Annotated in this window: 10 protein-coding genes and 1 pseudogene; 2 read left to right on the forward strand and 9 right to left on the reverse strand. The window is 24.5% G+C overall.

The features are described from left to right. Positions 1-73 precede the first annotated feature (73 nt). Genes OC701_RS01615 through OC701_RS01625 form a run of 3 tightly spaced genes read right to left on the reverse strand, consistent with a single transcriptional unit; the run spans position 74 to position 3,888 of the window. On the reverse strand, positions 74-409 hold the full coding sequence (locus tag OC701_RS01615; protein ID WP_304514361.1) for a hypothetical protein: 336 nt from the start codon (positions 407-409) through the stop codon (positions 74-76). 38 nt (positions 410-447) lie between these two features. Continuing rightward, the gene (locus OC701_RS01620) at positions 448-2,133 is read right to left on the reverse strand and encodes a ribonuclease J (RefSeq protein ID WP_304514362.1); all 1,686 of its coding nucleotides are present in this window, start codon (positions 2,131-2,133) and stop codon (positions 448-450) included. Between the two features lie 9 nt (positions 2,134-2,142). After that, the gene (locus OC701_RS01625) at positions 2,143-3,888 is read right to left on the reverse strand and encodes a ribonuclease J (RefSeq protein WP_304514363.1); all 1,746 of its coding nucleotides are present in this window, start codon (positions 3,886-3,888) and stop codon (positions 2,143-2,145) included. 283 nt (positions 3,889-4,171) lie between these two features. Here OC701_RS01625 and recU point away from each other — a divergent pair, with 283 nt between their 5' ends. Further along, positions 4,172-4,729, forward strand: a complete 558-nt coding sequence (gene recU / locus OC701_RS01630; RefSeq protein ID WP_304514364.1) for a Holliday junction resolvase RecU — start codon at positions 4,172-4,174, stop codon at positions 4,727-4,729. Between the two features lie 24 nt (positions 4,730-4,753). On the opposite strand, the gene OC701_RS01635 is transcribed toward recU, so the two are convergent. The 6 genes from OC701_RS01635 to hrcA form a co-directional block, all read right to left on the reverse strand. Further along, on the reverse strand, positions 4,754-5,389 hold the full coding sequence (locus OC701_RS01635; protein ID WP_304514365.1) for a hypothetical protein: 636 nt from the start codon (positions 5,387-5,389) through the stop codon (positions 4,754-4,756). Between the two features lie 143 nt (positions 5,390-5,532). Beyond that, positions 5,533-6,531, reverse strand: coding sequence for a lipoate--protein ligase (locus tag OC701_RS01640; RefSeq protein WP_304514366.1), 999 nt, complete (start codon positions 6,529-6,531; stop codon positions 5,533-5,535). Between the two features lie 1,092 nt (positions 6,532-7,623). After that, complete coding sequence (gene dnaJ, locus OC701_RS01645; RefSeq protein ID WP_304514367.1) at positions 7,624-8,724, reverse strand: molecular chaperone DnaJ; 1,101 nt, start codon at positions 8,722-8,724, stop codon at positions 7,624-7,626. A gap of 112 nt (positions 8,725-8,836) precedes the next feature. Then, complete coding sequence (dnaK, locus tag OC701_RS01650) at positions 8,837-10,705, reverse strand: molecular chaperone DnaK (RefSeq protein ID WP_304514368.1); 1,869 nt, start codon at positions 10,703-10,705, stop codon at positions 8,837-8,839. Continuing rightward, positions 10,698-11,474, reverse strand: coding sequence for a nucleotide exchange factor GrpE (locus tag OC701_RS01655; protein ID WP_304514369.1), 777 nt, complete (start codon positions 11,472-11,474; stop codon positions 10,698-10,700). Before OC701_RS01655 ends, dnaK begins: the two co-directional genes overlap by 8 nt. A gap of 72 nt (positions 11,475-11,546) precedes the next feature. Further along, positions 11,547-12,614 carry a heat-inducible transcriptional repressor HrcA gene (hrcA, locus tag OC701_RS01660; protein WP_304514370.1) on the reverse strand — a complete coding sequence of 356 codons (1,068 nt, stop codon included), beginning with the start codon at positions 12,612-12,614 and terminating at the stop codon, positions 11,547-11,549. A 539-nt stretch (positions 12,615-13,153) separates the two neighbouring features. On the opposite strand from hrcA, the pseudogene OC701_RS01665 reads away from it, so the two are divergent. Then, a pseudogene (locus OC701_RS01665) lies at positions 13,154-13,586 on the forward strand (serine protease); the annotation flags it as partial.

Consider the following 13,586-nt stretch of genomic DNA (forward strand, 5'->3'; position numbering starts at 1 on the left):
GATCTCCTTTTTTCTTTATAATATTATTTTATTATTTAAAATAAATATTTAAGTATTTTAATATCCTGATCAACTATTCACTTACATGAATAAATTTCTCAATCAACAAAATACCTTTTTCTGTTGATATATCTTTATTAATGAATAAATTCCCATTTATAATTTGGATTTTTTGATCCGGTTGTAAAAAAAATTCGGGATTATCGTTATCAATATGTTCAAAAAATAAAATTAGTTCTGAAAAAATTTTAACATCAGAATTGATAATTATTTTTGGATAAACAGTATACCATTCTTTCGAAATTATTGAATTTTTATCTTTATTATATCTTACATTTACTATGCAAATTAAATCACTAATAGAATAATTATTGTATATATTATTATCAAATAATTTAGTGAAATCCATAAAATCCACAACAAACCCTCTTTCTAAACTAAAAAATTTTAAATAGGCACAATGATAGGTAAAATTAAAGGATTACGCAAAGTAGCTTCATAAATACGCGGAGTAATAAAATTAATAATAGCTTTTATTAAATAACTTTCATTAACCGTTTCAGAAGATAATAACTTTTGAATCATATATTTAATATCATTAGATATTTTTTGAATAAAATCACCACTACCTTTCATATAAATGAATCCTCGAGATACAACCATAGGATGATTAATAATTTTTTTATTCTTCCAATCCATACTAACAATAATAGATAACAAACCTTCTTCGTTTAAAATTTTTCTTTCTTTAATTATAGAATTACTCAAATTTTCTAAACCAGAATCGTCAATATAAATATCATCATAAGGTATTTTTCCAATCAGCTCAGCTTTTTCAGCACTTAATCCTAACACATCACCATTATCTAAAATAAAAACATTATCAGAAGGCATACCGCATTCAATAGCTAACTTTTTATGAGCCATTAACATAACATATTCCCCATGAACCGGCACCAAAAAACGGGGTTTTATTAAATTTAACATTAATTTTAAATCATTTTGACTAGCATGTCCAGAAGCATGAGTATCTACTAAAAAACCATGCAAAATTACATTAACTTCCATTTTATACAACAAATCTAAAACTTTATTAACACTATCTTGATTTCCGGGGATCGGAGAAGATGAAAAAATCACTGTATCTTTATGATTTAATTTAATTTGTCGATGAGTGCCATTTGCCATACGACTTAAAGCGGCTAAGGGTTCTCCTTGAGAACCAGTACATAATAAAGTAATATCTTCATCATTAGCATTAATATTGTTGCTATTTGCTAAAAATTCTTTAGGAACCTTTAAATAACCATTTTTAGCTCCAACTTCAATTGCTTTTTCCATACTTCGTCCAAAAACAGCTACTTTTCTTTTGGTTAAAACACTAGCTTGAATAATTTGTCTAATTCGATAATAATTAGAAGCAAAAGTAACAATAACAATTCTACCTTTAATTTGATAAAACAAATTATTAATAGTATCTCCGATTTTATTTTCAGATTCTATAAAACCTTTTTGTTGAGCATTAGTAGAGTCTGATAACAAACATAAAACTCCTTTTTTACCTAAATCAGCTAATTTAGCATAATCTGCTAAAGGCCCTTCGGGAGTATGATCAATTTTAAAATCACCAGTATAAAAAATAACATTTTTATTATATTGAAAAACAATACCAAAATTATCAGGTATTGAATGATTTAAGCGTACAAAAGAAATTGTAACTTGTCCGAAAACTAATTCAGATTCTTCTTCGTATTTTTCCAAAATATGCATATATTTTTGTAATTTATGCTCTATTAATTTAAATTCAATTAAATCATAAGCAATACCAGTTACTAAAATCTTGGGTATTTTGACTTTACGCAATAAAAAAGGAATGCTACCGATATGATCTTCATGACCATGAGTAATTAAAAGACATTCAATTTTATGTTCATTTTTAATTAAATATTCATAACTAGGGATTATATAATTAATACCTAAAAAAGAATCTTCAGAAAAAGACATGCCCGAATCCATGATGAAAATTTTACCTTGAATTTCGACCACATACATATTTTTACCTACTTCACCTAATCCACCTAAAGCATAAAATAAAATGTCAAATTTAGGGTGTTGCGAAACATATGCTACCATTTTTGTAAATTATCCTTTGCTTTCAATTACAATATTTGAAGTAAAATTTAAATCTTTATCCATTGTTGAACGAGTCGCTGAGATTAAAACAGGAATAATAACAGGTTTTTTTTTAGTAGCTTTAAAAATAAATTTAGATAACTCTTCTCGTAAACTATTTTTAAAATCACTCCATTTAATTTGTTTATTAGTGTGTATAAACTGTGTACTTATTTTCAAAAATAATTCTTTTAATTGTTGTATTAAAGGTTCTATTTTCGTTTTATCTAAAAATCCTTTGCTAACTAACTTAATATTTTGAATATCTCCGATTACTTTACGCAAACGCAGATCTAAATTGCAGGCTATAATCAAAATACCATCATTAGCTAATAATTCCCTATCTTTGATAATAAAATTATTCCCATCTATAACTGGCGTACCGTCAATTAAAATTTCACCTAAATTTTTAAAAAAATTTTTTTTAATTAAAGGTTTATGAACGCCATCATAAAACCACATATCACCATTTTCTATTAAAAAAATTTTATTATCTGGAAAATTAAAATTTTGAGCTATTTTTTTAACATAATATTGATGTCTATATTCTCCTGAAATAGGTAAAAAAAATTTTGGTTTTAACAAATATAATAATAACTTTAAATATTCCTGATAATCATAAGATAAGTTTTGAAATAAATCTTTAATTAAAAATTCTACTTGAAAACCGTTTCTTGATAATATATCAATAGTTTTATTTTGAACTTTATCAATACCGGGTAAATCTACAGAAAATAATAAAATTTTATCAGCTATATGCAATCTCATTAAACGATCAGTTTTTTTGCACATTCGTTGCAAACGATAAAAAGACTCAAAACGTCGACCAAACACTAATACAACAACATTCTTATATTTTAAATAATCTTTAGAATTTTTTAAATTAATTAAAGTATTTTCGGGAATTTTTAAATATTTTTTTAATAAAGCAATATCAATAATTTTTTCACTTTTACGACCTAAAATAATAATTTTCAAATTAGCTTGTACAGCTAAATCAATAACCATTTGAATTTTCAATAAATCTGGAATTAAAAAAGTAACAATGATATTATTTTCTATACTACCAAAAAAACTACTCAAATGATGTTCTAAAATTTCTTCCCTTTTAGGTTTAACCAAACTCAAAGCTCCTTGAGAAACCAATAATAAAGCTAAAACTTTTTTACGAGCCAATTCTACTAAAGTAGTAAAATTAGTTTGAAAAAAATTATTTTTAGATTGTTGCATATGCATAGCACTCATATATATAATCATTCCGGAAAAAGTTTCAAAAGATAAACCTAAAGTTCCTGGTAAAAAATGAGATATACCAAAAACAAAAATTTTGATATTATCGATAGTAATTTTAATATCATCTTTTATAATATTAAAAGATAAACAAGATAAATCTATATTTGCTTGTTTTAAATTAAATTTAATTACTTCTATAGTAAAATCCGAAGCATAAATAGGAATTGACCATTCTTTTATTAAATAAGTTAGAGCTCCCGAATAAGTTTCTAAAGCTGAAGTAATAAAAATACCTTTAATTTGATTTTTAATAGATTCTAATTTGTGATATTCCGGCAAAATAGCATCAATACCATTAACTAATACACTAGGATATTTCAAACCAGCATCTAAAATAAAATAAGAAGAATTGATTTTTAAGAGGTAAAAATTTTTTCCATTCTCCCCTATACCTCCTAAAGCGAAAAAATTGATTTCTTGCATTTTTGTTAATAGAACTCCCTTAAAAAATTAATAATGTATAATACCATTGATTTCAATAATTTCCAAAGATTTATTACCGATTAGTTTTATTATTTTTTTTATCATTATTAATTAAAGTTTATAATATAAATATTATATTTGCGAAATAAAAATAAATAAGTTTAATATGATGTTAATTATTTTTGAAACCACTTGAATTTGGTTAATCACTATTTATTATAGCCTTAAAACAATTAATATCAATTTTTTCTATTTATTTAGAAAGTTATCAGATAAATAAAATATGAAATATCCAGCTAAAATTAATAATCAAAATTCAAATTATAATAAAAAAAGTAATTTAGGCAAACAATTAGAACAAGATATTAATTTAACCAATAAATTTTATCAAGAAAATCACATTGCTTTTATTAATAAAAATGAAATTCCCATACAAGTAGTTAAAGTAGAATATGCACAAAGAAACAAAACTAAAATTATAGAAGCTTATTATCGTTTAAAATCTTTACCAGATTATCAAGGCATTTATAAAGGTAAATATTTATCTTTCGATGCCAAAGAAACTAACAATTTAAATAAATTTCCTTTAAAAAATATTCCAAATCATCAAATAATTTGTTTACAAAGGATACATGAATTGAAGGGAATAGCGTTTTTAATTATTCACTTCAAACGTTATAACCAATATTTTTATCTACCTATATCTTTTTTAATTAATTTTATAAAAAAATATTCATCCCAAAGCATTGATTATCAAACTTTTATTAATGAATTATGGCAAATTCCTTATAATTATTGCCCTAGATTAGATTATTTACAAATTGTTAATAAATTTCTCTAAAATATTAAAGTAATTAAAATTTATTTATAAATTAAATTCAGTATTTTCGTTAATAATAGGTTTTAAAAATAATAAAATACATCCAATAATCACATTAGTTAAAAAAATCGTAATATTAATATAAATAAAAAAAATCCAATATATAGATAAAACAGAATGTAATTGATTTATGATCCAAGAATCCGATTCAAATATAAAAAACAAAGAATCATAAGAATAATAATAAAAACTATAAAGGCAACAAATATAAGAAATAATTTGAACCAAAGAAATGAATAATAAACTTGTTATAATATTTTTTTTCATTAAATATGGAGATTTTTTCCGATAAAATAAACCAGATAAAGAATAAGCCATATATGGTAAAATAAAAAAAAATATTACAAATAATAATTTCAAATATTTGGTTTGATTTAAACTAAACGCATTAATAATAGACCATTCTAACGCAGTATGGATTATAACATACACAAAATTAGCACATACACTAAATTTAAAACCAAATAAAAACCCTATTAAAACTATAGGTAATAACTCTAATTTTATTAAAGATTCATGGCAATCTTGAAAAAAAAATTTAGTAAATACAAATTCAATAAAGAAAGAAATTGTTAATAATAAAGCGCTAATAATTACTTTTTTTAATGAAAAAATCTTCATAATGAACCTTTAAAATATACCTTTCCTATATTATACATTTTTATTAATAAGGATAAACAAAAAAAATGATAATTAATAGTTATATGTGGCAAAGAACTTCTGATAAATATTTTTTTAATCCTTTTATAAAAAAATATTTATGATTATTTTATATTATCGATTAAGCCTTGTCTTAATAAGAACAAAAAATCTTCATTTGAAGCATTCAAAATATAATCATTAATATTAACTTTTTGCAAAACTTTTTTAATATCTTCTATTTGAAATAAAACATTTTCAAAAAAACTACAAAATTTTTCTAAATTTTCTAAAATATGAAAAAAATCACCACATAATTGCATGTTTTTAATATAACCATTTTCTAATTCTAAAAAAACTTTTATTTCACCCCATTCAAAACGATGTTGCAAATGTTTCGAATACATAGGATGATTAAATAACCATTTAAAAGAATTATATTTCAGAGCTAATTTATTAACAATAACTAAATCTTGTTTAGTTAAATTTAATTCTTGTTTTTTTAAAAATTTTTCTAAATAATTAACTAATATTTCTTTTGTCATATCAGGCAAATAATCTTTTAAATTCAGTACTCGTGAACGAACGCTATCAATACCTTTGGAAATTAATTTTTGATTATTTGGAGTAATACAGCGTATCATTGTATCTATATCACATTGATAAAGCAAAGTTCCATGCATAACAATACCATTTTTATTTCTCCAAAAAGCATTACCAGAAACCTTTTTACCTTTGAATAAAATATCATTACGACCACCAAAATATAAAGGTATTCCTAAATTATGAAATGCTTGAATAATAAGTTTTAAATATTTTTTAAAATTAAAATCTAAAGATTTATTTCTAAAAATAAAACTAAAAATTGGCGTATTAAAATCATTATAAACACAACCACCACCACTCGGTCTACGAAAAATTTCAATTTTATTTTTTTTGATAAAGTCTAAATTAATTTCATTTTCAATAATCTGATTACGACCAATCACTACTCCTTGCATAGTCCAGAAAAAAAAATAAATTTCATCATCATATTTTAAAAAATTATTCAAAATATACTCTTCCAAAGCATAGTAAAAATAAGGTTTATAAACAGATAATAGTGGATATTTAACTAAAATCATAATAAATTCCAAATTCTTTCTCTTGTTAATCTAAAATTAAATAAAAAATAATATCTTTTATTCATCATTATATCTAAAACCAATATAAAATTATTAAATATAATAATAAATAAACAAAATTACCATCATTACACAAAATATATAATGATGGTATATTATTTTATCGATTAAATCTTTAATAAAACAAACAAAAGAATCTCAAACCTAAAATCTAAGATATTTTATTTTTAAAATTTTAGGAATTCAATTTATTCTTTTTGCTCTTTTTAAATGGATTTTAATCTTTTTTAAATAATGCTAATAAGATTTAAAATTACAAACTAATTATCCGAAGAAGTTGCGATACTAACACTTCATAGATCTTTTGTCTATATGGTCTCCATGAATAAACAATAAATTACTTTCTGCTTTCGCCCTATAAGAGTGGTTAACTCTCTTCTTGGTAAGACGATTAGCTAGCTTATTCCAAAACTAGATTTACTCTTACGACTACTAAACAGATTCTTTATCCTTAACTATCAGGGCTTTGATTTCCTGATTGGTAAATTGAATTACTTAGTCTTAGGATTCTCCAAGTTACGCTAAATTTCTATCTTAATTCTTTAGGGGGAATTGACCATTCTAATAAATGGTAAGATTCCAGGTTGGTTAGGTGATAAACTACCCAATACCGAAGTTATGTATTGGTAGACTCTGAACTGTTTAGGTATAAAGCAACTTAAAAACAGGTTTCGCGATTACATCCATTTTCCTTCTTAGGCCATTGCAGGCTTCTCCATGGAATTATTTGGTGGCGGCGTCTTCTTGACTAATTTGCTTTCGTCGCAACCCGCTTTTATGGTCTGCTATAATCTATCATTCTTTCGTCTGATAAACCGACCATATCCTTTCAGGGTTTATCGGCCCTGGCTATTGGTTAGATAGAATGAAATTTAGGCTTCTTTGGCGCTCGAGAATGTTAATATAATATTAATTTAGCAATTATTAATTAAATAATAAAATTATAACTATCTTTTATAATCTCCAAATATATTTAATAATTTTTTGAATAATTTTTTTCAACTTAGGAATAATTTTACTTATTTGAGCAATTCAAAAATGAAACCAAGATGAATTATTTTTAGATTTTTGATTTAATTTATCCAATTCTTCTAATTGTTGAAAAAGTTTTTTTTGAGTACTTGATAAATTTTGCGGTGTATAAATTTTAATAATAACATAATGATCGCCTATACTAGAAGGAGAATTAACATAAGGGACACCTTTATTTTTCAATCTAAATTTAGTATCGGTTTGTGTACCAGCAGGAACTTTTAATTTAACATCACCATGAACAGTATCAACATTAATAATTGTACCTAAAGCTGCTTGATAAAAATTAATTAATACCGAAGACAAAATATCATTACCTTTACGTTGAAAAATATTATGAGGTTGAACCTCAATATCCACATATAAATCGCCATTAGGAGTTCCTAAAGGCCCTTGATGTCCTTGGTTTGGAGATTTTAATGTCATACCGCTTTCGACCCCAGCAGGTATATTTAAGGTTACTTTATGTTTGCTTTTTACTAAACCCACACCTTTACAAAAGACACATTTATTTAAAATAATTTTTTTTCGACCACCACACTCAGGACAAACTTGTTTCGAAACACTTACAAACCAACCTTGTTGAGTATAAGAAATATAACCAGCCCCTTTGCAAACATGACACACTCTAATATCATTTTTAGTTTTAGCTCCTGTGCCATTGCATCTTTCACAATTTTCTTTAATGTAAAATTCAATTAATTTTTGAGTACCTAAAACGGCTTCCATAAAACTAATAGTTAATTTTATATTATGATCTTCACCTTTGGAAGTTTGACGGTTACTTTTTCTACGACCAAAAAAACTTGAAAAAATATCTTCAAATTCATCAAAATTAGCACTTTGAAAACCTTGGAAATCGCTATTAAAACCTTGATTATTAAAACTATGACCCATTTGATCATATTGAGCTCGTTTATTGCTATCACTCAATACTTCAAAAGCTTCTTGTATTTCTTTAAATTTAGATTCAGCATTATCTTCTTTACAACGATCAGGATGATATTTTTTAGCAAGACTTCGATAAGCTCGTTTGATATCATCCAAATTAGCATCGCGTGATAATCCTAAAACTTCGTAATAGTCTTTTTTTTGTTTCAAAATAAAACTCCTCGATGTAATCCAATAAATAAAAATTAATAAATAAACCAAAAAAAGTTATTAAGATCTTTTTTTGGCTTTTTATTAAATTTGTTATTAATTGTGGATATTATTATTTTTTATCTTCAAACTCAGCATCTACTACTTTATCTTCTGTCTTAGCAGTGTTTTCAGTAGTATTTTGATTTTGATTTTCTTTATTGGTTTGTTGTTGTGCTTTTTGATAAGCTTTTACAGCGAGTTGTTGAGAAGCTTTTTCTAAAATACTTAATTTTTCTTTAATAGAATCATAATCATCGCCTTTTAGAACTTGTTCTAAATCTTGAATTTTAGTTTCAATATCATTTTTTTCTTGCTCTTCAATTGAATCTTTTAAAGATTCTAAAGTTTGACGTGTTTGAAAAATAAAATTATCAGCATTATTACGCAATACAATGCGTTCTTTTTGAAGTTTATCTGTTTCTGCATTTTTTTCAGCATCTTTTATCATTTTTTGAATTTCTTCTTCACTTAAGCCACTACCACCTGAAACAGTAATACTATGTTTGCGATTAGTACCTAAATCTTTAGCAGAGACCGAAACAATACCATTTACATCAATATCAAAAGTAACTTCGATTTGAGGAATGCCTTTAGGAGCAGGAGGAATACCTGTTAATTGAAAACTACCTAATAATTGATTGTCTTTTGCTAATGCTCTTTCTCCTTGCAACACATTAATATCGACAGAAGATTGATTAGCTACCGCAGTAGAAAAAATTTGAGATTTTGATGTCGGTATAGTAGTATTACGTTCAATTAATTTAGTAAATATGCCACCTAAAGTTTCAATTCCTAAAGATAAAGGAGTTACATCTAATAAAACAATATCTTGAACGTCGCCTCTTAAAATTCCTCCCTGAATAGCCGCTCCTAAAGCGACAGCTTCATCAGGATTAACACTTTTATTCAATTGTTTATTACCTAATTCTCTAGTAACTAATTCTTGAATAGCAGGAATTCTTGTAGAACCGCCCACCAAAATAACTTGATCAATTTGTGATACTTGTAATTTAGCATCCTTTAAAACTTGTCTTAAAGGAGTAACACAACGATCTACTAAATTTTTAGTTATTTCATTGAATTTAGTTCTAGTTAGATTGTATTCTAAATGCAAAGGTGTTTGGTTAGCAGACATAGTGATAAAAGGAAGGGATATAACCGTAGATACAACATTACTTAATTCTTTTTTAGCCATTTCAGCAGCTTCTCTTAAACGTTGCAAAACAGTTAAATCTTTATTTCGTTTCAAATCAATTCCGTTTTCTTCACGGAAAATTTTAATTAAAAACTCTACAATAGCATCATCAAAATTATCACCACCTAATACATTATCACCTGCAGTAGCTAAAACTTGAAAATTACCTTCTGCAATATTTAAAATAGAAACATCAAAAGTGCCTCCACCTAAGTCGAATACTAAAATATTTTGTTCTTTTTGAGTATTCTTATCTAATCCATAAGATAAAGCTGCTGCTGTAGGCTCATTGATAATTCTTTTCACTTCTAAACCAGCAATTTTTCCAGCATCTTTAGTAGCTTGTCTTTGAGCATCATTAAAATAAGCAGGAACAGTAATAACAGCTTCTTTTACTTGTGTTCCTAAATAATCTTCAGCTTGTTTTTTTAAATTTTGCAAAATAATAGCACTAATCTCTTGAGGAGTATATTTTTTGCCATTATATTCTTTATAATAATCTTTTTTACCCATTTCTCTTTTAATCGAAAGAATAGTATTAGGGTTAGTTACCATTTGGCGTTTTGCTGCTTTACCAACAATAATTTCGTCTCCCTTAAAAGCCACAACAGAAGGTGTAGTTCTATCACCTTCAGAATTAGTAATTACTTTTGGTTGGCCATTTTCCATACAAGCGACACAAGAATTTGTAGTACCTAAATCTATTCCAATAATTGGACTTAAATTTGTATTTTTTTTAGTCATTTTTTTTATCACTCCATTCATTTACTTTTACCATAGCTGGTCTTATAACTAAATCTTTATATAAAAAACCTTTTTGTAACACTGAAATATTAATACCATTAGGTTGTTTTGGATCTGATATTTTTTCTAAAGCATAATGGAAATTCGGATCAAAATTAACACCTAAAGCTTTAATCTCTTTAACACCCTCCTTTTGTAAAATCTCTTTAATTTGTTTATGAATCATTTTGAAACCTAATAAAAAAGATTTAACAGATTCATTTACATTAGGCATTTCTAAAACTTTTTCAAATTGCTCTAAAGGCACCAAAATATTTTTAATAAAATCTGTTAGAGCATATTTGATTTCTCTATTTGTTTGAATAGCAATACGCTTTTTAAAATTATCAAAATCAGCTAGATATTTTAAATTATCATTAGTTCTTTGTTGATTTGCTTCTTGCAAATCTTTCTTAAGATTAAAATTTTCTATTTTTAAAGAATTTACTTTTTGTTGTAATGTTTGTAAATTTTTTTCTTCGTTTGATGTAGATTTTTTAGAATCCTCGTTATTTTCTTTATCACTATAACTACAATTGGAATCATAAGTTTCTTTATTGGTTGCATGAATATCCGAAGATATATGCTGATCAGAAGATACACCGTCAGAAGGAATTTTATTTAATTGAACATTTTCTTCTTTTTGACAAGAACAATTATTGTCATCTATATTTTTATTTTTGTTTTTATAATTATTAGAATTTTTTTTGGAATGTTCTTCGAAATGCATAAATTTTTAAATTAAACTCCTTATTCACCAAATTTAATTTTTACTGCCGAATAATAATTTATTAATGGTTAATTATTTACAAATTTCTTCACAATTATCAGGAATTAAATTTTTTTTACTGTAAAAAGTTTGAGAAAAATTTACAGACAAATATTCTAAAAGCGGAATTACTTCTGGATAAGCCATAGTCATCGGACCTAAAACCGCAATAAACATTTTTTGATCAGGAAATTTTTTAATTTCACAAGGAATAGATATAATAGCGAATTTATGACAAGATACCCAACGTATTCGATTATTAAATTTAAAAATACATTTATGAGCATCAAATAACATTTCATTTAATTTATTAGTATCTAAAATATGTAAAATTTCTTTCATGGTATTACTATCAGCCCAACTAAAATTATTGATTAAATTATCAATACCATAAATATGAGAATTGTTTGTATTAAAGCTATAAAAAATTTCTATTAATATATTAATGAATTTCTCGAATAAATCTGCATTACAAAAATTATTTTCAATATTTCTGTCTTGTAAAATTTTAATAGCTTCAAACAAATACTTATCGAATAATATATTATTTATAACATAAACAATATTCTGCAAATTTTTAAAATTAAAACTGTTACAAGATTCTAAAAAAATACTTTGATAACGTACTTGACCATGATTAGTTATTATTAAAACAATAGCTTGTTCCGGAGTTAAAAAAAACACATCAATTTTAGCTACTTTATGATTAGTTAAAGCATTAGGAAAAGCTAAAATGACAAGATAACGAGTCATATTTCCTAATAAAGTTAACGCTTCTTTAATGATAGTCTCCATATTAACATTTTTATTTTTAAAAATATTTTCAAATAAAGAAATTTGTTGTAAAACATCATGATTACGTGTAATTAAATGATTAAAATAAAACACATATCCTTTTAAAGAAGGAATTCTTCCGCTAGATATATGAGTTTTACATAAATAACCTTTTTTTTCTAACTGAGCCATATCATAACGTATCGTAGCACTAGAATAATTTAAATAAGATAAATTCGATAAAAATTTAGAACTAATAGGTTGTTGATGTTCAGAATGATGCTCAATAATTGCTTTTAAAATCAATCTTTCTCTATTCGAAATCAATTTTTAAAATCCTTGAAAAAATATAATTTTTAATCATCATAATAGCTTATCTTCTATTCTTTACTAAAAAATACCTCTAATCTTTATATAGGGTTTATATTAATAATAATTTACTAAAATTTATTCTCATATAATTATTAATATAATTTTTATTTTTTTAGATTATTAAACTAATTAGTTAGTTTTCTTAGAATCATATTCTCAAAAAAACGAAAAAATAAATTTAGCACTCACCAATCATGATTGCTGAGATTATTTTATCTAATTAAATATCCTCTTGTCAAGAATTTACCGATTAAAATAATTTATTTTGGTAGAAAATCAAATAATTCAGCACTCAAGTATCATGACTGCTAAATTAATTTTATTACTTTTTAAAAATTATGTCAAGCGTATAAACAAATATTTATTAATATTTTTGTTATATAATAAAATATGTATCTATAAAATCGCGTAAAATAATATTTAAAAATTGACTCATCAATTTGTAGTTAAATAAACAATTTAAGTATTTAAGTGATAATTGAAGAAAAGGTTTAATGAAAATAGCAAAAATAAATATCATGAATATTTTCCGTATAACTAAAAAAAATTATTTATTAATATCAGTTTATTCATTAATATTAATAGTGTTTGCACTTTATTATTATAATTTCAAACAAAAATTAATTTCGAACAATAAAATATCAGTTAAATATGCAGATTCTAATAACAATATAATTAATAAAGAAAATAAAAAAAAATACCAAATTATCGAAGATATACAAAATAACTTAAAAAATATCTTTGATAAACAAAAACCTATTAATCACAATAATTTTAAAAAAATGCAAAAATTGAAAAAATATGATTTTCATAAAGGCGAAATAGTTTATGGATTTACATTAGATATTGATGATAATATCAAACCTTTTCAAGAAGGTATTATAAGTGAAGAATATAATCAAAATCGATCAAATGATTTATCTATTT

Source organism: Candidatus Phytoplasma bonamiae (assembly GCF_030586845.1).
Classification (GTDB): domain Bacteria; phylum Bacillota_I; class Bacilli_A; order Acholeplasmatales; family Acholeplasmataceae; genus Phytoplasma; species Phytoplasma bonamiae.

Bases quoted from the DNA above. Each gene is read 5' to 3' on its own strand.
- OC701_RS01615 (WP_304514361.1), bottom strand. From the start codon at position 409: ATGGATTTCACTAAATTATTTGATAATAATATATACAATAATTATTCT.
- OC701_RS01620 (WP_304514362.1), bottom strand. From the start codon at position 2,133: ATGGTAGCATATGTTTCGCAACACCCTAAATTTGACATTTTATTTTAT.
- OC701_RS01625 (WP_304514363.1), bottom strand. From the start codon at position 3,888: ATGCAAGAAATCAATTTTTTCGCTTTAGGAGGTATAGGGGAGAATGGA.
- recU (WP_304514364.1), top strand. From the start codon at position 4,172: ATGAAATATCCAGCTAAAATTAATAATCAAAATTCAAATTATAATAAA.
- OC701_RS01635 (WP_304514365.1), bottom strand. From the start codon at position 5,389: ATGAAGATTTTTTCATTAAAAAAAGTAATTATTAGCGCTTTATTATTA.
- OC701_RS01640 (WP_304514366.1), bottom strand. From the start codon at position 6,531: ATGATTTTAGTTAAATATCCACTATTATCTGTTTATAAACCTTATTTT.
- dnaK (WP_304514368.1), bottom strand. From the start codon at position 10,705: ATGACTAAAAAAAATACAAATTTAAGTCCAATTATTGGAATAGATTTA.
- OC701_RS01655 (WP_304514369.1), bottom strand. From the start codon at position 11,474: ATGCATTTCGAAGAACATTCCAAAAAAAATTCTAATAATTATAAAAAC.